Annotated in this window: 17 protein-coding genes and 2 pseudogenes; 7 read left to right on the top strand and 12 right to left on the bottom strand. The window is 65.9% G+C overall.

The window, feature by feature from the left end; all coding sequences use genetic code 11:
* Positions 1-8 precede the first annotated feature (8 nt).
* Together VAPA_RS33025 and VAPA_RS33020 are read left to right on the top strand one after the other, a co-directional pair.
* Positions 9-314, top strand: coding sequence for a helix-turn-helix domain-containing protein (locus VAPA_RS33025; protein WP_021004606.1), 306 nt, complete (start codon positions 9-11; stop codon positions 312-314).
* Between the two features lie 2 nt (positions 315-316).
* Positions 317-1,657, top strand: coding sequence for a type II toxin-antitoxin system HipA family toxin (locus VAPA_RS33020; protein WP_021004605.1), 1,341 nt, complete (start codon positions 317-319; stop codon positions 1,655-1,657).
* Between the two features lie 12 nt (positions 1,658-1,669).
* Here the strand turns inward: VAPA_RS33020 and VAPA_RS33015 are convergent, their stop codons facing one another.
* Genes VAPA_RS33015 through iaaH form a run of 6 tightly spaced genes read right to left on the bottom strand, consistent with a single transcriptional unit; the run spans position 1,670 to position 8,550 of the window.
* Positions 1,670-2,566, bottom strand: coding sequence for a LysR family transcriptional regulator (locus VAPA_RS33015; RefSeq protein WP_021004604.1), 897 nt, complete (start codon positions 2,564-2,566; stop codon positions 1,670-1,672).
* A 42-nt stretch (positions 2,567-2,608) separates the two neighbouring features.
* On the bottom strand, positions 2,609-3,304 hold the full coding sequence (locus tag VAPA_RS33010) for an ABC transporter ATP-binding protein (protein WP_021004603.1): 696 nt from the start codon (positions 3,302-3,304) through the stop codon (positions 2,609-2,611).
* On the bottom strand, positions 3,301-5,109 hold the full coding sequence (locus VAPA_RS33005; RefSeq protein ID WP_021004602.1) for a branched-chain amino acid ABC transporter ATP-binding protein/permease: 1,809 nt from the start codon (positions 5,107-5,109) through the stop codon (positions 3,301-3,303). The genes VAPA_RS33010 and VAPA_RS33005 overlap by 4 nt, the downstream gene beginning before the upstream one ends.
* Positions 5,087-5,941 (bottom strand): branched-chain amino acid ABC transporter permease, encoded by an 855-nt coding sequence (locus VAPA_RS33000; protein ID WP_021004601.1) that lies wholly within the window; start codon positions 5,939-5,941, stop codon positions 5,087-5,089. The genes VAPA_RS33005 and VAPA_RS33000 overlap by 23 nt, the downstream gene beginning before the upstream one ends.
* A gap of 7 nt (positions 5,942-5,948) precedes the next feature.
* Positions 5,949-7,097, bottom strand: a complete 1,149-nt coding sequence (locus tag VAPA_RS32995) for a substrate-binding domain-containing protein (protein WP_021004600.1) — start codon at positions 7,095-7,097, stop codon at positions 5,949-5,951.
* Positions 7,098-7,143: 46 nt separating this feature from the next.
* Positions 7,144-8,550: an indoleacetamide hydrolase gene (gene iaaH / locus VAPA_RS32990; protein ID WP_021004599.1), complete on the bottom strand. Its 1,407-nt coding sequence runs from the start codon at positions 8,548-8,550 to the stop codon at positions 7,144-7,146.
* A 170-nt stretch (positions 8,551-8,720) separates the two neighbouring features.
* Here iaaH and VAPA_RS32985 point away from each other — a divergent pair, with 170 nt between their 5' ends.
* On the top strand, positions 8,721-9,584 hold the full coding sequence (locus tag VAPA_RS32985) for a helix-turn-helix transcriptional regulator (protein WP_080667051.1): 864 nt from the start codon (positions 8,721-8,723) through the stop codon (positions 9,582-9,584).
* Positions 9,585-9,615: 31 nt separating this feature from the next.
* Here the strand turns inward: VAPA_RS32985 and VAPA_RS35575 are convergent.
* Positions 9,616-10,213: pseudogene (locus VAPA_RS35575) on the bottom strand (alpha/beta hydrolase); the annotation flags it as partial.
* On the opposite strand from VAPA_RS35575, the gene istA reads away from it, so the two are divergent.
* Together istA and istB are read left to right on the top strand one after the other, a co-directional pair.
* Entirely contained in the window at positions 10,179-11,792 is a 1,614-nt protein-coding gene (istA, locus tag VAPA_RS32975) for an IS21 family transposase (RefSeq protein WP_021004596.1), read from the top strand. The pseudogene VAPA_RS35575 and the gene istA overlap by 35 nt on opposite strands.
* Positions 11,789-12,553: an IS21-like element helper ATPase IstB gene (gene istB / locus VAPA_RS32970; RefSeq protein ID WP_021004595.1), complete on the top strand. Its 765-nt coding sequence runs from the start codon at positions 11,789-11,791 to the stop codon at positions 12,551-12,553. The genes istA and istB overlap by 4 nt, the downstream gene beginning before the upstream one ends.
* A 232-nt stretch (positions 12,554-12,785) precedes the next feature.
* Here the strand turns inward: istB and VAPA_RS35675 are convergent, their stop codons facing one another.
* Complete coding sequence (locus VAPA_RS35675) at positions 12,786-12,926, bottom strand: TetR/AcrR family transcriptional regulator C-terminal domain-containing protein (RefSeq protein WP_021004594.1); 141 nt, start codon at positions 12,924-12,926, stop codon at positions 12,786-12,788.
* A 20-nt stretch (positions 12,927-12,946) separates the two neighbouring features.
* Here VAPA_RS35675 and VAPA_RS35355 point away from each other — a divergent pair, with 20 nt between their 5' ends.
* Positions 12,947-13,753 carry a hypothetical protein gene (locus VAPA_RS35355; RefSeq protein ID WP_230559073.1) on the top strand — a complete coding sequence of 269 codons (807 nt, stop codon included), beginning with the start codon at positions 12,947-12,949 and terminating at the stop codon, positions 13,751-13,753.
* Complete coding sequence (locus VAPA_RS35350) at positions 13,728-14,276, top strand: hypothetical protein (RefSeq protein ID WP_051255456.1); 549 nt, start codon at positions 13,728-13,730, stop codon at positions 14,274-14,276. The genes VAPA_RS35355 and VAPA_RS35350 overlap by 26 nt, the downstream gene beginning before the upstream one ends.
* A gap of 343 nt (positions 14,277-14,619) precedes the next feature.
* Here VAPA_RS35350 and VAPA_RS32960 read toward each other — a convergent pair.
* The 4 genes and pseudogenes from VAPA_RS32960 to VAPA_RS32945 form a co-directional block, all read right to left on the bottom strand.
* Positions 14,620-16,066, bottom strand: a pseudogene (locus VAPA_RS32960) (IS1182 family transposase).
* A gap of 364 nt (positions 16,067-16,430) precedes the next feature.
* Positions 16,431-17,429: a Bug family tripartite tricarboxylate transporter substrate binding protein gene (locus VAPA_RS32955; RefSeq protein WP_021004592.1), complete on the bottom strand. Its 999-nt coding sequence runs from the start codon at positions 17,427-17,429 to the stop codon at positions 16,431-16,433.
* A 438-nt stretch (positions 17,430-17,867) separates the two neighbouring features.
* Positions 17,868-18,818 (bottom strand): LysR family transcriptional regulator, encoded by a 951-nt coding sequence (locus VAPA_RS32950; protein ID WP_021004591.1) that lies wholly within the window; start codon positions 18,816-18,818, stop codon positions 17,868-17,870.
* Between the two features lie 78 nt (positions 18,819-18,896).
* On the bottom strand, positions 18,897-20,021 hold the full coding sequence (locus VAPA_RS32945; RefSeq protein WP_021004590.1) for a porin: 1,125 nt from the start codon (positions 20,019-20,021) through the stop codon (positions 18,897-18,899).
* Positions 20,022-20,045 lie beyond the last annotated feature (24 nt).

The following is a 20,045-nucleotide window of genomic DNA, read 5'->3' as shown; positions in this document are numbered from 1 at the left end:
GTATTCCCATGCAGCAAGTCCTCTCGGTTCCATCGCAGCTCGGCGTGCTCCTCAAGGCGGCCCGCAAGGAAGCAGGCATCTCTCAGGTGAAGCTGGCCGAGCGGCTCGGCATCAGCCAGAGCCGCATGTCCCACATGGAGCTCAACCCCGGCTCGGTGAGCCTGGAGCAACTGCTGGCGCTCTTCGGCGTGCTGGGCCTCGAGATGCTGGTCGGCTCGAAGAATCCGGCGAAGCGCTCGACTGCGCAAGCATCAGATGCCGACCACCCAGGCCCAAGGCATGTCGCCAGCGAGCCGCCCGCTTCAGAGTGGTGAGCATGGCGCGTACATCGAACATGCCGGCGCTTTCCATCTGGGCCAACGGCGAGCGCGTCGGCACCTGGCGCATTCCTGCGCGCGGGGCGGACGAGTTGCGCTACGACGACGCCTGGGTCGGCTCGCCGACAGGGCGCCCGCTCTCGCTCTCCTTGCCGCTGGTCGGCGGCTTCATCCACAAGGGCCCGGTCGTCCAGAACTACTTCGACAACCTGCTGCCCGACAGCCAGCCCATTCGAGAGCGCATCGCGAGCCGCTTCAGGACGCGCACGACGCAGCCCTTCGACCTCCTGCAGGCCATCGGCCGCGATTGCGTGGGCGCCATCCAGCTGCTGGGCGAGGACGACGGCCCGGCGGATGTCGAACGCATCGAGGGCGAGGCGATGAGTGAGGCCGACGTCGAGAAGCTGCTGCAGCAGACCGTCGACCCCGGCAGGTTTGCTGCGCAATCCGCACCCGAAGACGAGTTGCGCATCTCCCTGGCCGGCGCCCAGGAGAAGACCGCGCTGCTGTGGCACGAGGGCCAATGGTTCCGCCCGCACGGCTCGACGCCCACCACGCACATCCTGAAGTTGCCGCTGGGCCTGGTCGGCCACCGCAAAGCCGACTTCAGCACCTCGGTGGAAAACGAATGGCTTTGCCTGAACATCCTGCAGGAGTACGGCATACCCGTGCCCCGCACGGCTGTCCTGCGCTTCGGCTCGCAGAAGGTGCTGGCCGTCGAGCGCTTCGATCGCAGGTTGCACTCGTCCGGCCACTGGTGGCTGCGCCTGCCGCAGGAAGACTTCTGCCAGGCCCTGGGCAAGCCGCCGCACCTGAAGTACGAGGCCGATGGTGGTCCCGGCATGGTCGACCTGGCAGGGGTGCTTCGAAGCTCGGTCGATGCCCAGCAGGACCTGGCCACGCTCATCACCGTGCAGTTGCTCTTCTGGATGCTCGGCGCGCCCGACGGGCATGCGAAGAACTTCAGCATCGCATGGTTGCCGATGGGCCGCTACAGGCTGACACCCGTCTACGACGTGATGTCCATCTGGCCCGTGGAGGGCAACGGGCCGAACCAGTTCTCCAAGCACGAGGCCAAGCTGGCCATGGCCCTGATCGGCAAGAGCAAGCACTACCAGTTCAAGACCATCCAGCGGCGTCATTTCAATGCCATGGCGCAGAAGTGCCACTACGGGCCGGACGCGGAGAGCCTCATCCAGCGCGTGCTCTCGGCAACGCCGGGCGTGATCGACCGCATCGGCGCGCGCCTGCCTGCGCACTTTCCGGCCGCGGTGTCCCACAGGATTCTCGAAGGCCTTGTGCGTTCCGCCAAGGCGCTGGAGGCGATGCCCGCTTTCTAGGCGGTCGAACGCTCAAAGCTTGCCGAGCGTCTGCACGATCTCTTCGACCAGCCAGCGGTGGGCCGCGCTGTACTCCTGCCGCGCATGCCAATGGGCCTGCACCTGGAAGTCCGGCAGCGGCACGGGCAGCGGCAGCGCCTTCAGCCCGCCCTGCAACACGTAGAGGCTTGCCACGCGCGAAGGCAGCAGCACCAGCAGGTCGCTCTGCGACAACAGCTGCGGCAGCACGGTGAACTGGGGCACGCGCGCCACGATGTTGCGGTTGATGCCGCGCTCGGCCAGCGCCTCCTCGATCAGGAAGTGGCCCGAGCGCGGTGAAGACACCATCACGTGCCGCGCCGACGAGAACTCCTTCAGGCTCATGCGCTCGCCGATGGTCGGATGGTTGGCCGACATCAGGCACACGTAATGCTCACGAAACAGCAGCACGCTGTGCATGGGAGATGCCAGCGCCGGGATGTTGCCGATGGCCATGTCGAGCCGCCCGACCGACAGGTCTTCGCCCAGCGCATCCGGAATCTGCACGATGTCGATCTCGATGTGCGGCGCCGACTCCTGGAACCTGCGCAACAGCGGCGGCACGAAATACAGCACGCCGATGTCCGACATCGCAAGGCGAAAGCGCCGCGTCGAGCGCAGCGGGTCGAAGGCGATGTTCTGCTCGAGGGTGCTCTCGACGGTGGTCAGCGCCTCCCGGTAGCGCTCGAACAGCTGTTCCGCCAGGCTGGTGGGCATCAGGCCGTCGCTGCCGCGCATGAACAGGCGGTCGGCATACACCTTGCGCAGCTTCGCGAGGCCGTAGCTGATGGTCGGCTGCGTGACGTCGAGCCGCTCCGCCGCCTGCGTCACGCTGCGCGTTTCATAGATCGCGACGAACACGCGAACGAGGTTGAGGTCCAGATGGCTCATGGTTCTTGCCGGAGGCTGGAATGTGCCACAGACCGGCGGCAGTCAGACCACCAGGTGCGCCTCCAGCGTCTCGCGCGGCAGCTCGCTGGCCGGCCCCGCCAGCGAGCATTCGCCATGGTCGATGGCCAGGATGTCGTCGGCCACAGACAGCAGGAACTCCAGGTTCTGCTCGACGATGACGAACGACGCACCCTCGGCCTTGCGCGCGCCAACCAGCCGGACCATGCGCTCGATGTTCTCCGGCTGCACGCCCTCGGTGGGCTCGTCGAGGATGCTGAGCGGCGCGCGCAGCCCGAGGGTGCGCGTGAAGGAGAGCAGCTTGCGCTCGCCGCCGCTGAGCGAACCGGCGCGCTGCTGCATGCGCTCGGCCAGGCGCGGAAATGCCTCGAGGCAGGCGGCGTAGCGCTGGCCGTCGCGGCCGCGCAGGTGCAGCCAGAGGTTCTCGCTCACGCTGAGGTCGCCGAAGACCACGTCCTCCTGCGGCGCATAGGCCATGCCCGCGGCCAGCCGCTGCTGCGGCGGCACGCGCGCCAGGTCGCGCCCGGCGAGCGTCACCCTGCCCCGCTGCAGCGGAAGAAAGCCGCTGAGCGCGCGCATGAGCGTCGTCTTGCCCACGCCGTTGCGGCCCAGCACGCCGAGCACGCGCCCCGCGCCGACAGTGCCCGCGAGGCCGCGCAGCACCATGGTGTCGCCGTAGCCGCAGACCACATCGTCGAAAACCAGCAGCGGCGTGCTCATTTGCGCGCTCCCGCATAGACCGCCCGCACGGCGGGATCGGCCTGGATCTGCGCCAGCGGACCGCGCGCCAGCAGCTTGCCCTGGTGCAGCACGTAGACGTCGCCACCGATGGCGGCCACCGCGCTGATGTCGTGCTCGATGACCAGCGCCGCCGCGCCCAGGCGCCTGGTCGCGGCCTTGATCGCCTCGATCATGTGGTGCGTCTCCGCGGGCGACAGGCCGGCGCAGGGTTCGTCGAGCAGCACGAGGCGGGGCTGCGGCAGCATGGTCATGACGAACTCCAGTGCCTGCCGCTCACCCTGCGAGAGGCTGCCGGCCGGCGCGTGCAGTTGCCTGCCGAGCGCGGGAAAGAGCGCGAGCAGCTCCCCGCGCAGCGGGCTGTCCCACCCCAACGGCGCACGCTGCAATGACGCCGCGGGACGCAGGCGGCCCGCCCACAGCGCGACATCGAGGTTCTGGCTCACGCTCAGGCCGGGAAAGACCGAAGGAATCTGCAGCTTGCGCCCCACGCCCTGCCGGGCCACGCGCCAGGCGGTGGCGCCCGACACGTCGGCGCCGTCCAGCCGGATGCGCCCGGTGCGCAGCGGCAGGCGGCCGGTCATCACGTTGAAGGCCGAGGTCTTGCCCGCGCCGTTCGGTCCGATCACGCAGCGCAGGCCGGGGCCCTGCAGGTCGAACGTGAGGCCGTCGAGGATGCGCACGCCGCCTTGGGCGGATTCGACCTGCTCGAACGCGAGGCGCACGTCGGCCCCCTGCGCCCTCACCTCCGGTGCCAGTGTCTTGTGCGCCTGCGGAATCTCTTCTGCGTGCGCCGAGAACCGCCGCCCCAACCCGGCCAGCCCATCGGGCAGGAACCGCACCACCAGAATGAAGATCGCGCCGACAGCCACCTCCCAGTAGGCGAAGTGGTCGCGCAGCTCCGACGACGCATAGCCGACGAACACGGCGCCCAGCAGCGCGCCCAGCGGACTGGCCTTGCCGCCCACCGCGGCCCAGATGACGAACTCGGTGGACAGCACGAAGCCCATCGTCAGCGGTGTGACGATGCCCTGGTGCATGGCGAACAGCGCGCCGGCCAGGGCTGCGAGCGTTGCGGAGAATGCGAAGGCGACGGCCTTGATGCGGTCGGTGGCGCAGCCGAAGAGCTGCAGCCGCTCCTCGTTCTGCGCCAGCGCGCTCCACAAGAGGCCCAGCGGCCGCCCGAGCACGGCAGCGATCAGCAGCGTGCTGCCCAGCGCGCAGGCCGCGACCACCCAGTAGAAGCTGCTGTAGCGCTCGGTGCCGGGCAGCTCGGGAATGTCGGCCATGCCGTTGAAGCCGCCGGTGACCGCGCTCCACTGCTGCGCCGCGAGGAAGCCGAGCATCGTCATCGCCAGGGTGATGAGCGAGAAGAACGGCCCGCTGCGGTGGCTGCGCGCGAACACCAGCCGCGCCGCCACGTAGGCCAGCGCGGCGGGTGCGAACAGCGCCAGCGGCAAGGCAGCGAACCAGGCCGGCTGCTGCTGCGCCGCCTTCAGCATGCCGCCGGCCAGGTAGGCGCCCAGGCCGAAGAACAGCGCATGCCCCAGCGGCAGGAAGCCGAGTCGCCCCCAGCACAGCGCCACGCCTTGCGTCGCAATGCCGTAGATGAGGAACAGCGCGATCTGGTAGGCGACGAAATCGTTCGACACGAAGGGCGGGGCCAGCAGCCCCGCGCCGAGCAGCCACGGCCCGGCCGCTCGACTGCGCCACCCGCGCCACCTGCGCGCGGGAGCCCGCGGTGCGGCGGCGGCCCGCGAAGCATCAACGGCGTCCAAAGAGTCCATTCGGTTTCAACCAGAGAAAGAGGATCGAGAGAATCAGCACCACCGCATAGCCGCTGGTCTGGCCCGCGATGCTGCTGACGGCGGACTGGGTGCCGCCGATCACGCCCACGCCGCCGCCGAAGCCGCCGAGCGTGCCGAGCCCGCCGACCACCAGCACGAAGAAGGAATCGAGCAGGTAGTCGACACCGATGCCGGGCTCGATGCGCACCAGCGGTGCCAGCAGCACGCCCGCGGCGCCGGCCAGCACCACGCCGATGACGAAGGCCTGCGAGGCCAGCCGGCGCGTGTCGATGCCCAGCGCCTGCGCGAGCACCGGGTTGCCGGTCATCGCCCGCACGCGCAGCCCCATGGTGCTGCGCCGGTACCAGAGCGCGAGGCCGATCATCAGCACCACCGCCAGCGCGATCAGCGCGAGCCGGTAGCCCGGGTACTGCACGCCGCCCAGGTCGACCGGCGCGCCCAGCGTGCTCTCGACGTTGCGGTAGCCGCGCCCGTACACCGCCTCGACCGTCTTGCGCATGACCATTGCCAGACCCCAGGTGGCCAGCAATGTGTCGAAAGGCCGCGCGTACAGCGGGCGGATCAGCCAGCGCTCCACCGCATAGCCCAGCACGCCGCACACGAGCATGGCCAGCGGCATGGCCGTGGCGATCGGCCAGCCCCAGGCCTGCACGGTCACGACCGCGTAGGCACCCAGCATCACGAACTCGCCATGCGCCATGTTCATCACGCCGAGCAGGCCGAACACCACCGCGAGGCCGAGCGTGGTAAGGCCCAGTGTCGCCAATTCGTAGGCGAGGTTCAGCGCGTGCAGCAGCCAGCTGGTGTCCATCGCACCGTCACGCCTTGCAGGATTGGCCCGACGCGATGCGCGGGAAGGTCTTCACGACGCGAAAGCCCTTGTCGCCCACGTCGGCGAGGTAGATGTCCTGGTCGACATGCCGCGCATGCATGGTGACGGCGCCGCGCGGGCCGTTGTAGCCCGCGCCTTCGCTGGCCGGCTCCAGCTTCGCCACTTCGAGCGACTTGGCGCGCACGGCCATCGCCTCCAGCATCAGGAAGCCTTCGTAGACCGATTCGGCCAGGCCGTTGAGCGCGGGCGCCTGGGCGCCGAAGCGCTTGAAGTAGGCGTCCGAGAAGGCCTTGGCCGCCGGCGTCTCGATGTTGGCGAAATAGCCCGCGCTCGAATACAGGTTGCGCGCGTTGGCCAGGCCGATGCCGGCCAGCGTGTTCTCCTCGATCAGCGTGCCAAGGCGGATCGCCTTGTCGGGCAGCCCGAAGCTCGCGAAGGCCTTGTTGAAAGTGACGGAAGCACCGCCCACCAGCGACACCAGCACCGCGTCCGCGCCGCTGTCGCGGATGCGGGCCAGGCTCGAATCGAAGTTGTCGGCGGTGAACGGCAGGTACTCGTCGCCGACGACCTGGGCGCCGGTCTGGGCGATGTAGCCCTTGGCCGCGGCGTTGGTGTTGCGGCCCCAGATGTAGTCGTTGCCGATCATGTACCACTTCTTCGGCTTGCGTTCCGAGGCCAGCCACGGGATCACCGGCGCGAGCTGCTGCGCGGGCGTCTCGCCGTTCACGTAGGTGCCGCGCGCGCATTCGCCGCCTTCGTACACCGGCGTGTAGAAATACGGCACCTGGCCCTTGAAGAGCCCCACCAGCGCGCCGCGCACCGCGCTGTCGTGCATGCCGATCACCGCCTGTGCGCCCTGCCCTTTCCAGAGCTTGAGCGCGGTCTGCGACGCTTCGGCGGGCGGCAGCCCGGCATCGCCGAAGAGCGCGTTGATGTTGCGGCCGAGCACGCCGCCGCGGGCGTTGATCGTCTGCACGGCCAGCTCGGCGCAGGCCTTGGCCGAGGGGCCGAAGAGTCCGGCCGGCCCGCTCATCGGCAGCATGACGGCCACGTTGAGCGGCGATGCCGCGCGCACGGCCGAAGAACTGGCAGCCGCGGCGGCCGCAAGGCCGTGGAGAAAGGTACGACGGTCCATGGGAACTCCTGGTTTTGGAATGAATGACGGGGTCGGGCCGGCGCGCTCAGCGCCGCCAGGGCGCCGAGGGCAGCGCGGGCAACACCGCCTCGATGGCGGCGGCCAGCGCCAGCAGGCCGCGGTCGCTGCCTGCCGGACCGTCGAGTGCCAGCCCCACGGGCAATCCGTCTGCCAGGCCGGCGGGCAGGGTCAGGCCGGGAATGCCGGCGTTGCTGCCCGGATCGGTGTTGCGGATGAAGGCAGCGAAGGTCGGGTGTTCCTGTCCGTCGAGCAGCACCGTGACGTCCCGGCCGATCGGCGCGGCCGTCAACGGCGTGGTGGGGAACAGCAGCGCCCTCACCCCATGCGCGGCAAAGGCTTCGGCATAGACGGCCTGCAACGCGCGGCGCGCCTGCAGCGCCTGCTGGTAGGCCGCCTTGGGCACCGCGCCCTCGCCCAGCAACGGCCGCACGATGGCCGCGACGTCGGGACTGCCGATGGCCTCGACCAACTGACGCAGATCGACGCCGCGCTGCGCGTAGTGCAGGTAGTCGCCCATGTCCCTGACGAACTCGTAGAGCGCAATCGGAAATCCGGCCGCTTCGTTGAACCCGGCGAGCGTTGGCAGCGGCACCTCGACCAGTTGCGCACCCGCGGCGCGCAGCCGGTCGACCGCGCCTTGTGCCGCCTCGCGCACGCCGGAATCGACACCTTCCCAGAAGCCCGGTCCCGGAATGCCCAGGCGCACGTCCTGCAGCGATACGGGTGCGAGCGGCTGCGCGCTGCCCGCGAGCACGCCGTCGAGCAGCGCGCAGTCCTCGACGCTGCGCGCGATGGGCCCGGCCGTGTCGCGGGTGAGCGAGATGGGCGCGATGCCCCGGCCCGGCACGCGGCCCGTCGTCGGGCGCAAGCCCGTCACGCCGCACAGCGCGGCGGGCACGCGCACCGAACCGCCCGTGTCCGTGCCGATGGCCGCGGGCACCAGCCCCGCCGCCACCACCACACCCGAACCGCCGCTGCTGCCGCCGGGAATGCGCGTGGGGTCCCAGGGGTTGCGGGCGGCGCCGGTGACGCTGTTGTTGGTGGTGATGCCCATGGCCAGCTCGTGCATGTTGGCCTTGCCAGCGATCAGCGCACCGGCTTCGCGCAGCCGCCGCACCACTTCGGCGTCCTGTGGCGGGTGAAGGCCGAGCAGCGCCCGCGTGCCCGCGGAACTGGGCAGCGCCACCGCGTCGATGTTGTCCTTCAACGCCACCGGCACGCCGAGCAAGGGAAGGTCCTCCCCCGCCGCGATGCGCACATCCGCAGCCTTGGCCTCGGCGCGCAGCCCTTCGGGGTCGAAGGCGACATAGCCGTTCAGCGCGGCATGCGCTTGCGTCCGCTCGATCAGCGCATCGGCCACGTCCAGGCTTCGGAACGAACGTGCCTGGAAGCCGCGCCGCAGGTCGGCGACGCCGAGTTGTGTGAGGTTCATGAGGGTTCCCGTAACGTTCCCTGCATCCTAGAAATCGCCCGGGCATCCCACACCTAGCACGATTGATAGGGGTCCGAAGGGACCTACGGGTCGGTCCCGATTCACGCGCCATCGGCCGGGGCTAGCATCGCCAGTCAACAAGTTTGCACGGTCTTTGCTTGACCGACGCCATGCACCTCTCCACAGCACAGACCCGCGCACTGGGTGACGTCATGCGTCTACTGGCCCAAGCCACCGACGCGGACACGCTGCGCAACGACCTGGCATTGCCCATGCTCGACCTGCTGCGAGCGGACAACTACGTCTCCTTCACCTGGGACGCCGCCCAGCAGCGCTTCGCGCGTGTGAAGGCGATGAACATGTCGCCGGAAAACCTGCGCAGCTGGGACGAGTACTACCGCTTCGTCGACCCGCTCACCTTTCCGATGATGGCGCGGCGCCATCCGACGCTGGCCACGCAAATCCTCTGCCAGCAGGACCTGTCGCGCACGGAGTTCTTCAACGACTTCCTCCAGCGCGACCGCATGCACTGGGGCGTGAACGTCTACGTCTTCGCCGACGGCGAATGCACCGGCGACATGCGCATCTGGCGCCACCGAGAACGCGGAAACTTCGATGCCAACGAGATCGAAGTGCTGCGCCTGGTCGAACCTGCCTTTGCGGCAGCGCTTGCGCGCTTTCGCTGGGAGGCGAAGCCGGCGGCGTCTGCCGGCGCGCACGAAGGCGTGAGCGAGCTGCTGCAGCGCAAGTCCGCGCTGAGCCAGCGCGAAGCCGAGGCCGCGGCGCTCATCGTCTCGGGATGCCCCGACAAGCTCATTGCAAAGCGCATGGGCGTCGGGTTAGCCACGGTCCGCTTCCATCTCACCAATGCATTCCGCAAGCTGCGGGTCGACAACCGGACCCAGCTCGCGGCGCGGGTGCAGGCGCTGGTCAACGCCGAGATTTCATCCGCCGGACACGCAACCGCCGCACATTGCACGCACATGCTCGCGGCCTCTGCCGCCGCGGCAACGGACAGCCCGGTCTTGAACTGAGTCCGTGGATCTTCGGGGAGTGCGCTCGTTCAGGCCTGGACGCCAGTGAGGCATGGCTCGGCGAGGGTGACGGTCTTGCGCGGGGCCATTCGCGCGGCCATCTTCCTTTGATTTTCCGGATCGATCGTCCGGTCCTCGCTGGAGATCTGGTACCAGCTCGGCTTCTTCTTCCATGCCGGCGCGGTCACGTTGTCGCCGAACGTGCTGGCCAGCGGCGCCTTCTGCGCCACCGCCATCACCAGGGCCTCGTCCGCCGTCAGGTCCTGGCAGAAGCTCTCCTGGAACTTGTCGTACTTTGCCCAGAGATAGCCGTCGCTGTCGGGCGCGAGACTGGCAATCGCCGCCGGCGGGATGGCATGGCTGAGGCCGCCTGCGCTTTCACCGGCATCCGGTGCGAACGCGGCGATATAGACCAGGCCAGTGCGCCGCGCCGCGCCAGCCCCGGCGGCCACCCAAAGTGCCCCACTTGTGGCCACCCAAACTGCTCCACCCTGGCCCGGGTGATCTGACGCATTGAACACGGTGCGTCGGGCACCGCGAAGCCCGACAGGCAGGACGTTAATTTCCACCCCCTCTGAGCGAGGGAACAACGGAGTGAACGTCTTGAAGCCACATCTGCAAACCACCATCTGGACGCTGCTCAAGGGCGGCGCCACCCAGCGCGAGATCGAACGCATCACCGGCATCTCGCGCCACACCATCCGCACCTACCAGCAGCGCTTCGCCGCCGATCCGGCAAACTGCCCCGGGGTGGCCACCGACTCTGGTGGTCAAACTGCTCCACCCTGGCCACCGACTTCCGGGCCGGTAGCGCCGCCGCTGGCCACCTCCAAGTGCGCCCCCCACCGCGCCTTCATCGACGCCCAGTTGCGCCTGGGCCGCAACGCCACCGCCATCTACCAGGACCTGGTCGACCTGCACGGCTTTGACGGCGCCTACAACTCGGTCAAACGGTTCTGCGCCCAGCTTCGCCACAAGGAGCCCGAGCAGTTTGATCGTCTGAGCTTTGCGCCCGGCGAGGAGATGCAGGTCGACTACGGTGAAGGCGCCCCCACGCGGATGCCGGGCACCGAGCGCTGGCGCAAACCCCGCCTGTTCGTGGCCACGCTGCGCTACTCGCGGCGTAGCTTCCGCCGCGTGGTCTGGAAATCCAGCCAGCAAGTCTGGGCTGAGTTGCACGAGCAGGCCTGGGCCTACTTCGGCGGGTCCACCCACTACGTCGTCCTCGACAACCTCAAGGAAGGCGTCTTGAAGCCCGACCTGTACGAGCCCGCGCTCAATCCGGTCTACGCGGCCACACTCGCTCATTACGAGGTGGTGGCCGACCCGGCCCGGGTCCGGGATCCGAATCGCAAGGGGACGGTGGAGAACGCGATCCAACACACCCAGGCCACCGCGCTCAAGGGCCGGCGCTTCGAGACCATCGAAGAGCAGAACACCTTCCTGGAACACTGGGAGTCCAGGTGGGCCGCCTCGCGCATCCACGGCGCCGAGCGGCGTCAGGTGCAGGCCATGTTCGAGGAGGAGCGCGCCCACCTGCAGCCGCTGCCGGCCACGCGCATGCAGTACTTCACCGAGGTGCAGCGCACGGTCTGCGACGACAGCTGCGTGCGCATCGACCACAGCAGCTACGCCGCTCGTCTGGCCCCGATTGGCTCCAAGGTGCTGGTGCGGCTGTTCGAGCGGCGCATCGAGATCCGCGAGCTGCGCACGCAAGCCTTGCTGCGCACCCACGAGCGGGTCGATCGCCCCGGCAGCGTGGTGCTGCCCATGGCCGAGCGGGTGTTCAACCCCTCGCGCGAGACGCGCTACATCCTGGCCCAGGCCCGAGCCATCGGGGCGCAGGCCTCGCAGCTGTGCCAGATGCTGTTCGCCATCGAGGGACGCGTGGGCCAGCGCAAGCTGTGGGGCATCGTCAACCTGGCCAAGCGCTACCCGAACCACTTTATCGACGCGGCCTGTGCGGGCGCCATGGAGCAAGGCGTGCACAGCTACCGCCACGTCAAGGCGCTCACCGAGCGGCTGGTGGCCGACGCCCTGGCCGCCCTGCAGGCCGGCACGCCGACACAGTCGGCGTCAACGCTCACCCAGCAGCACGCGCTCATCCGCAGCGCCGACGAATACGGCGATCTGTTCGCCCACGCCGCCACCGCCACCTCGGGCGGCACAACCTCTCCCACCCCCACCACTGAGATCGCCCAGCCATGAACATGACAGAGATCGAACGCGCCCTGCGCGAGCTGCGCCTGTCCGGCATCGCCGACACGCTGTCCACCCGCGTGATGCAGGCCCAGGCCGCCCAGCAGCCCTTCCTGGAGACGTTGGCCGCCATGCTGCAAGACGAGCTCGACCGGCGCCGCTCGCGATTGATGGAGCGCCGCTTCAAGCGCTCAGGCCTGGCCGAGCGCCTGACGCTGGCGGACTTCGACTGGCGCTTCAATCCCAAGCTGCCGCGCAACGCCTGCTTCGAGTTGCACACCCTGAAGTTCATCGGCGAGGGGGCCAACGCATTGATCGTCGGCAAGCCCGGCACCGGGAAGTCGCACATCGCCAAGGCTGTGGCCTACCAGGCCACGTTGCAGGGCTATGACGTGCGCTACGTGGAGGCCGACTCCGAGTTCGCCCACTACGGGCTGGCCAGCACGGCGCAGCAGGCCGAACAGCTCAAGGGCTGGATCGAGCCGGACCTGTTGGTCCTTGATGACCTGTTCCTGGCCCGGCGCATTGCCGACGTGAGCGCCGAACTCTTGCAGGCCATCGTGCACCAGCGCTACAAGCTGCGTCGCGCCATCGTCATCACCTCCAACCGGGTGGTGCAGGACTGGGGAAAGTACCTCGCCGACGCCACCATGGCCACCACCATCCTGGACCGGCTCATGCACCGCTGCGCAATGCTGGAGTTCGAGGGCAAGAGCTACCGCCTGAAGGAGGCCGCCGCGCGCATCGCCATCACGCCCGAATCGTCATAATCCGACCGTCCTGCCTGGAGCAGTTTGACCGGCCATAAGTGGAGCAGTTTGGGGTGGCCATCGGGGCGCCAGAAACCATGCACCAGAGCGATTGTGGGTTTGCCACTCATGTTTCGATTTCTCCTCCATCAAAGATTGCACGGTTGCAGCAAAGCCCACAAGCCTTGTTGTCTATGTCCCTCGTAGATCTCATCGATAGACCACAGCACATGGCGGCGAGCCCCTTCGCGGCCTACCGCGGCGCGGCGCCAGCGAGGAACATTTCTACAGCGCGCTGAACCATCGCATGGATCTGATCCGCCGACAGTGGCGGCGGATTGGTCTGGAACAGCCGAACCTGGGTCTCTGCCGTGACCAGCGCGGAGAACTGCATCGCGTGTGCCGCTAAATATTGTGGACCCAGGTTCGAAGATTAGCGCGCTGCTGGCCGGTGCCCGTAAGAAGCTGGATGCCTTGGTCGACGGGGCATCAGGACTCCATCCAACCCCAGGATCGGTCTGCATCGCATTTTTTTCCATCAGTACTGGAGCCCAGCGCGCGACGATACTTCCGGTGCAGGGAAAGAATCTGGCAGATGTCTGGCAACAAGGCGCGGCAGCACTGCAATCAAATGCCAAACGTTCGCCGCGCCCGCCGAAATACTTGCGTGTTGACGTGGTTGATCAAGTCGAGCAACTTACCTGGGGAGAGCTGAAGCTCCGCCTCTCCCAGACCAAGCGCAACTACTTCACGCAGGGTCTTTCGCTGGATGCTGGCTTCGAGACCGCGATGCTCGCACCTGAAATGAATGGCGCGACCGTGCTATACGATGGCGATATCGAGCATGCGGAGCCGAATCCGGGCAACCTGCGCATTTTCGCCGAGCGACGTTTCGGGCGCGAGTTGGAGTTCCCGAAGGACGATGCGGCACCGGTTTGGTGTTTCGACACTCGCGCTGTCTACGCGGACCGCGATGGAGCATGGCCGATTACGGCAAAGGGAGCCGCTGCAGGCTACCGGCAACTGGACAGCCGGGACTCCGGGCAGGTCCGCACGTTGATCGATCGTGCAAGCGAATACCTCGCTGGACAGGTCAAATCTACGGGGGAGTTCCACTATGGCTGGTTCCCTTGCTTTGATCGTCCGATTCCTACCTACAACACGCTGCGCCATGCGAGTTCCACCTATGCGCTGATTGAGCGCTTGGGAGCTTACGCGTGATGCTGCGCAGAAGGCAGCCATCGACCGCTCACTGGCCTTCCTTGCCGGCACACTGATCCAATCGGCACAGTTGCCTGATGGTACGCATGCCGCCTTCCTCTTGGACATGTCGCACGAAATCAAGCTCGGCGGCAACGCGGTGTGCCTGTTGGCGTTCGTGAAGTACACCGAACTCACCGGCGACAGGCGCTTCCTGCCACTGATGGAGCAGCTTGGGCTGGGCATTGCTCACATGCAAGATCCGCAGACCGGTCGCTTTGTTCACGTACTGCATCACACGGGCCTCGCCGTGAAGGACGCGTTCCGCGTCATCTACTACGACGGCGAAGCCGCATTCGGCCTGATGCGGCTTACGGTCTCACGAAAGACGGACGCTGGCTCGCGATGGTCGAAAATGCCTTCGAGTACTTTATCGCTGCGAAGCACTCGCAGGCGCACGATCACTGGCTCAGCTACTGCGTCAACGAGCTCACCCGCCACCGGCCCGAACTACGCCACTACCAGTTCGGGCTACGGAACGTAGCCGACTATCTCGATTTTGTGCTCGAGCGCATCACCACGTTCCCGACCCTGCTCGAATTGATGATGGCTGCGCATAGAAGCCGATCCGCAGTTGCGACACCTGCTCGAGGGTATAGACCGCGAAAAGTTCTACCGGGCGCTGGAGCAGCGTGCGCGGTACTTGGCCAACGGCCACTTCTGGCCGAGGTTGTGTGGAAACGCAATTGACACATCAGTATGCCGAGCACGAGACCACAGGCCCCGTCATTGAGCCCGCTGATGCCATCCGGTACTTATCGCCGCGCAAACGCGCATTCCTCCTCTTCGTGATGTTCTGGCCCATCCTCAGCCGTCGTTAAAGGCGCTCACGCCCCCGCCAACTTGATCGCCTTCATCGTTCTTGTCATGCCCAGGATGGCGATCACCCGCTTGAGGTTGTAAGCCAGCACATGCAAGCTCATCTCGGTGCCGACATTCTCCACGTGTCTTCGTCAGGAAGTGCGTCCAGCCCATCCAGTGCTTGAGGGTCCCGAACACATGCTCCACGGTACTTCTTCGCAGCGTCATGGAATCGGGCTTGCGATCAAGCCGCTGCTGAACGCGCTCCAGCACTGCTTCGTGCTCCCAACGCTTCACGCGTCGTTCTTTGCCAGTGGTGCATTGCGCCTTGAGGGGACACTGCGGGCACACCGACGTCCAGTAAGCCCGCAGGTTCATTTCCCGTTCCGTGGTGGTCTGATGCCACCGCAGTCGTTGTCCTGCAGGGCACTGGTACTCGTCATCTTTCGCGATATAGATGAAGTCGCTCTTGTCGAAGCGCCCCTGGGCCTTGGCGCCCGAGGTCATCGGCTTGGGCACGAAGGTTGTGATGCCAACGTCTTCGCAGGCCTTGAGTTCGGTGCCGTTGAAGTACCCGCGGTCAGCGAAGACGCGCACCCTGCTTTTACCCATCGCCTCGCGAGCGGCCTGCGCCATCTTGCTTAGCTGGGCTCGGTCATTGCCGATGTTCGTCACCTCGTGGGCAATGATCAGATGGTGCTTGGCATCAACGGCCGCTTGCACGTTGTAGCCCACCAGGCCCGAGCCCTTGGCTTGTGAGTTCATCGAGCGTGAATCGGGATCGGTGGTGGAGCGCTGGCCATCGGGTTCGTGCTTCAGCTGTTCCTTGGTCTCATCGAGCTGGCGCATCTGCTCGCGCAATCTCTTGATCTTGTCCTGCAGCCGCTCGGTCTTGGCCTCGACCTGCGCGGGCTGCGTGCGGTCGGCGGTCTCCAGCGCGTCGAGGTAGCGCTGGATGCTCTGCTCGATCTGCCGCTGGCGCGCATCGATCTTGGCTGGCGTGACGTTGCGGTCCCGGCTGTTGACCGCCTTGAATTTGCTGCCATCGATGGCCACGATGGCCTGCGTGAACAGCTTGAGCTCCCGGCACATGCTCACGAAGCGCTTGCAGACGTTGCGGATGCCCGCCCCGTTGTCGTGACGGAAGTCGGCAATGGTCTTGAAGTCCGGGGCAAGCCGGCCAGTGAGCCACATCAGTTCGACGTTGCGCTGGGCCTCGCGCTCCAGACGCCGGCTGGACTGGATGCGGTTCAGGTAGCCGTAGATGTAGAGCTTGAGCAGCACCGCCGGGTGGTACGCAGGCCGACCGGTGGCAGCGGGGTCTGCGCCTTTGAAGCCGAGTGCCTGAAGATCCAGTTCCTCGACAAAGACGTCGACAACGCGCACCGGGTTGTCTTCGCCGATATAGTCATCAAGACATTCCGGCAACAACGCGACCTGCTGTCGGTCTTCGCCTTCGATGAATCGCTTCATGCGCCACCTCGCTCTGACGGGTTGGCAGATTTTATTTGGAGCGAAGCGATCAACGAAGTGTTTTCACACAACCTCGGCCATAACCGGCCGTTCGTCAACGACGCTCAATTCGCGGAATAGCGGACGTTCGTTGGCGGTGCTTCCGCTGTAGATGGGTAGGCCTCGAAGCTGCACGGAAGGCGCATGCCGGGGCCGATACTGACCACAGTTTCGCTGGCCCGTGGGGCAAGTCGAAGGCGGCTTCGACAACCAGCGCGCCGATGACGCAGCTTTGACCATGGCGTTCATGGCGCCTACTGCCACGTAGCGCAGTGCCGTAAGGCCGCCTCCCAATGACAGGCATCGCGAGTTGCTCAAAAGTGAATCACTCGATTGTGATCCGTGCGGTTTGGATGACAGAGCCCCAGTGGGCCGCCTCCGCTGCCAGTCTCTCCTTGAAGGCGGTGGCCGTCAGCTTGGCAGGTTCCAGCCCGCGCTTCTTCAGATCGGCGCGGCCCTCGGGGCGAGCGAGGATCTTCGTGATCTCCGAGGCAAGAAGGTCCGTGATGGCGGCGGGCGTGCCTGTTCTCGCAAAAATCGCATTCCACGCGCGCGCCTTGACGGACGGAAACCCGACCTCCGCGGCAGTCGGCACCTCGGGCAGCAGCGAATTGCGCTGCTCGTCAGGCACGAACAAGGGCCGAAGCCGGCCGCCACGGATGTGAGGTAGGGACGAAGAAAGTCCGTCCAACATCAGGTCCGCGTGACCACCCATCACGTCGGTCAGCGCTGGTCCCACGCCACGATAAGGAACGTGCACGATCGGGGCGCCGCTCGCCAAACGCAGCATCTCAACGCCAAGATGCGAAAGCGTCCCGGCGCCCGGGGATGCCGCTCGCACCGGATCGCCCGTCCGCTTGGCATTCTCCAAAAGCGATCTCAGGTCCTTCTGTGGACTGGAAACGAAAATGAGGAGTGACTCCACAGGGGGCGACAGCGGCACGAGATCGTGGACAGGATTGAAATTCGCCGTCTTGTACAGGAACGGCGCTGTGACCAAATAGGTGGCACCGACGAGAAGCGTGTGTCCGTCGGCGGCGGCTGCCAGAAACCTTTTCGTCGCAATGAGTCCGCCTGCGCCCGTGACGTTCTCCACTACGACGGGCTGCCGGAGGATTTCCCCAAGCGGCTCGGCGATCGAACGTCCCGTGATATCGCTGGGACCACCGGCGACGAAGGGACATATGAGAGTGACGGGTCGGGCGGGGTAACCGGTTGCGCCGCAGGCAGGCGATGCACCCAACGAAAGAGCAGCGCAGCCGAGCCCTGCGCCCAAGAAGTTGCGGCGTGTGCTGCGCCCTATCGCATCTAGAGTGACTGCCATTTTCTCGTAATGCCCTTAGATATACAGGTTGGATTGGAATACGTGCGGTCTCTCTACTCTAGAGAATCGGGCTCGGATGGGGAAATACGAATATTGACGCCGGCGATCCGAAATCGGATCGCGATACGACCGCATCGCGAGTTCAAAACGGTGTGACCTACAGCCTGCATAGAACTTGACGCCACGATTGGCGCGACCAGTCTGCTGTGCGCCTGCGAAATGCGAAATGCGAAGGCTGACAGGCACGGGGAGGAGCGCGATCGATTCGGAGTTGGAAGCTGCCGCCACCCGCGGCCTTACGAGCCGCCTGAAGTTGAACAGGTGCTGTGATCTGGTTTCCTTGGCCCGTGGTTGATCTTCAGTCCCCGGAAAAAAGAGAGCGTCCAGCGACGGGGCTCTATCGACGGGGGACCAGTGGCGACGCGCCGGTGCGGCAGCTTAGGGGGACACGGACTCTACGGCGGCGAACTCACGGGACGCAGTTCGCAATGCTTCAATCATCCGCAGGATATGCGTCGGCTGCGCGTCTCCCCGGCGTGTCAGGATACCGATCGGTCCCGCAAGGTCAGCCAATTTGTCGACTAGAACGCGGACTTGACCACGGTCACTGTGTTCCCGGGCAATCGATCTGGGCATCACTGCGACGCGACCAGTGAGTTCAACGAGCGCGACATTCGCCACGATGGAAGTCGACTCGATCAGGTCGTGCGGCAACCTACCGCACTGGCTCAGGAAATGGACATCGAGATTTGCTCTCAGCGCGGTACCCGGAAGTGGCAAGATCCATAGCTGATCGATCAGCGCCCCAAGTCCGCTGACAGGCTTCGAAATGGCATTCGATGGCCCGCACACGATGGAGAAGTGCTCGACAAATAGCAGCTCAAAGGCTGCGTTGACCGTGCCCGCCGCTGGTGCCCTTCCCAGCGCCAAGTTCACGCTGCCATCGCGCAGTCCTGCCAGCAGGAAGTCATTCGCGCCATCGACGATCTGGATATCCATGCGCGGTGTTTCACGCTTCACGAAAGCGACAGCGTTTGCCACGAGTCGGGACGGAGCGCCAGGCATGACGCCCAATCGAAGACTTCCCGCGTTGCCACTCTTTAGAGCGACCGCCTCGTGATAGACATGATCGATGCCTGCCAAGAACATGGCCGCGTGCCGGATGAGCAGCCGCCCCATGTCGGTGGGCGCCATGCCACGACTCGTGCGCTCGAAGAGCAGGACTCCCATGAGTTCTTCCAACTCATGGATCAGTCGCGTCGCCGCCGGCTGGCTCATACCGCACCGCTCGGCAGCCTTGTGCAGGCTCACGGTTTCGCCCAGGCTGGCCAGCAGCGTCAGTTGTCTGAGCTTGAGGTGGTTGCGAAGCTCGGCGGAAGACGAAATCATCGGTCGATTGTCACTCACGGCACCGCGGCCGCTTCGCACGCTGCACACCAGTGACGCTCAGATACGCAAGGATTGCCTTCAGAAGATGTGGCGCAGCCCGAACTCCACGCCCTTGGAGTTCCGGCCCGCCGCCGGCGTCACGCCTCCGCTGAGTGTGTACGTGCCCCGTCCCGTGTTCGATAAGTGGGCGTAGGTTCCGTACACGGCAGTCCGCTTCGACAGGTTGTGAATGAAGCCTACCGCGATCTGGCTCGCGTCGTTCATATCCCGCGCGCTGCGGTCCGAATTGCGCAGTGCCGAGGAACTGCGGTCATCCAGTCGCGCGTAGCTCGCACGCAGGACGGTTGCACCTACCGGAACACGCACTCCGATGGCGGCGACGCCCTTCTTCACTGTCCCCGTTGACAGCTGGACCTTCGCATTGCTATAGAGAACGTATACCTTCGCCACCTGTGCGTCCCACGTCGCGCCGATGGCGCTGTTCGTATAGTCGCCCAGCGCTGCCGTCGACACGTATTTGGTCCGGTCGTAGCCAGCTGAGATGTCGAACGAACCAACTGCATAACCGACGCGTAGGCCATGCATGTCCCCGTCGCCGCGGTTGGCGGCCGTCGAATTGTTCTCCCCGATAGCCGCCATGGCATGTCCATAGAACCCGCCCAGACCGGCTGGCGTCCAATAACTGAGGCTATTGCTCGCCACGATCGTTGTGGGTAGCGGACCGTTTCCGGCGGCCGCATACGTGAGGTTGCCGATTCGCCCGATACCGTTCGTGTTGAATGCGTCGTAATTGATATTCATGTACTGCATCGGGACGAAATCACGGCCGAGACGGAGCTCGCCCCAGCGGTCACCCAGGCTCACATAAGAGCGCCGATCGAACACAATCGCGCCACCGCCGGCCACGCCGCTGGATTGGTTGCTCGTGTTCGTAGGGCGGCCCGTGCCTTCGTCGGGATTGAGGCCGGCCTCCAGCCAGAACCCTGCATTCAAGCCACCGCCGAGATCCTCGACGCCGCGGAAAATCAGTCTGCTGGTCGTCAAGCCGCTGTTGGAGAGGTTTGTCACGCGTCCGGTGCCGCCACCGGACAAGCGCTGCACGCCCACGTCGATGACCCCTTCGAGGACAACTCTCGATTGCGCAAAGGCGGCCGTTCCGACGGAAGCGCCAACCACCGATAGGATGAAAAGAACCTTGTTCAACTTTGCCCCTCGAAAGATGTTGTT

This window comes from Variovorax paradoxus B4 (genome assembly GCF_000463015.1).
GTDB classification, from domain to species: domain Bacteria; phylum Pseudomonadota; class Gammaproteobacteria; order Burkholderiales; family Burkholderiaceae_C; genus Variovorax; species Variovorax paradoxus_E.
Note: the sequence above shows the minus strand (reverse complement) of the source record. Positions and strands in the feature narration are given on the sequence as shown.

What these genes read in the sequence shown, in the direction of transcription:
- VAPA_RS33025 (WP_021004606.1), top strand. Translation starts at nt 9, where the DNA reads ATGCAGCAAGTCCTCTCGGTTCCATCGCAGCTCGGCGTGCTCCTCAAG.
- VAPA_RS33020 (WP_021004605.1), top strand. Translation starts at nt 317, where the DNA reads ATGGCGCGTACATCGAACATGCCGGCGCTTTCCATCTGGGCCAACGGC.
- VAPA_RS33015 (WP_021004604.1), bottom strand. Translation starts at nt 2,566, where the DNA reads ATGAGCCATCTGGACCTCAACCTCGTTCGCGTGTTCGTCGCGATCTAT.
- VAPA_RS33010 (WP_021004603.1), bottom strand. Translation starts at nt 3,304, where the DNA reads ATGAGCACGCCGCTGCTGGTTTTCGACGATGTGGTCTGCGGCTACGGC.
- VAPA_RS33005 (WP_021004602.1), bottom strand. Translation starts at nt 5,109, where the DNA reads ATGGACTCTTTGGACGCCGTTGATGCTTCGCGGGCCGCCGCCGCACCG.
- VAPA_RS33000 (WP_021004601.1), bottom strand. Translation starts at nt 5,941, where the DNA reads ATGGACACCAGCTGGCTGCTGCACGCGCTGAACCTCGCCTACGAATTG.
- VAPA_RS32995 (WP_021004600.1), bottom strand. Translation starts at nt 7,097, where the DNA reads ATGGACCGTCGTACCTTTCTCCACGGCCTTGCGGCCGCCGCGGCTGCC.
- iaaH (WP_021004599.1), bottom strand. Translation starts at nt 8,550, where the DNA reads ATGAACCTCACACAACTCGGCGTCGCCGACCTGCGGCGCGGCTTCCAG.
- VAPA_RS32985 (WP_080667051.1), top strand. Translation starts at nt 8,721, where the DNA reads ATGCACCTCTCCACAGCACAGACCCGCGCACTGGGTGACGTCATGCGT.
- istB (WP_021004595.1), top strand. Translation starts at nt 11,789, where the DNA reads ATGAACATGACAGAGATCGAACGCGCCCTGCGCGAGCTGCGCCTGTCC.
- VAPA_RS35675 (WP_021004594.1), bottom strand. Translation starts at nt 12,926, where the DNA reads ATGCAGTTCTCCGCGCTGGTCACGGCAGAGACCCAGGTTCGGCTGTTC.
- VAPA_RS32955 (WP_021004592.1), bottom strand. Translation starts at nt 17,429, where the DNA reads ATGGCAGTCACTCTAGATGCGATAGGGCGCAGCACACGCCGCAACTTC.
- VAPA_RS32950 (WP_021004591.1), bottom strand. Translation starts at nt 18,818, where the DNA reads ATGATTTCGTCTTCCGCCGAGCTTCGCAACCACCTCAAGCTCAGACAA.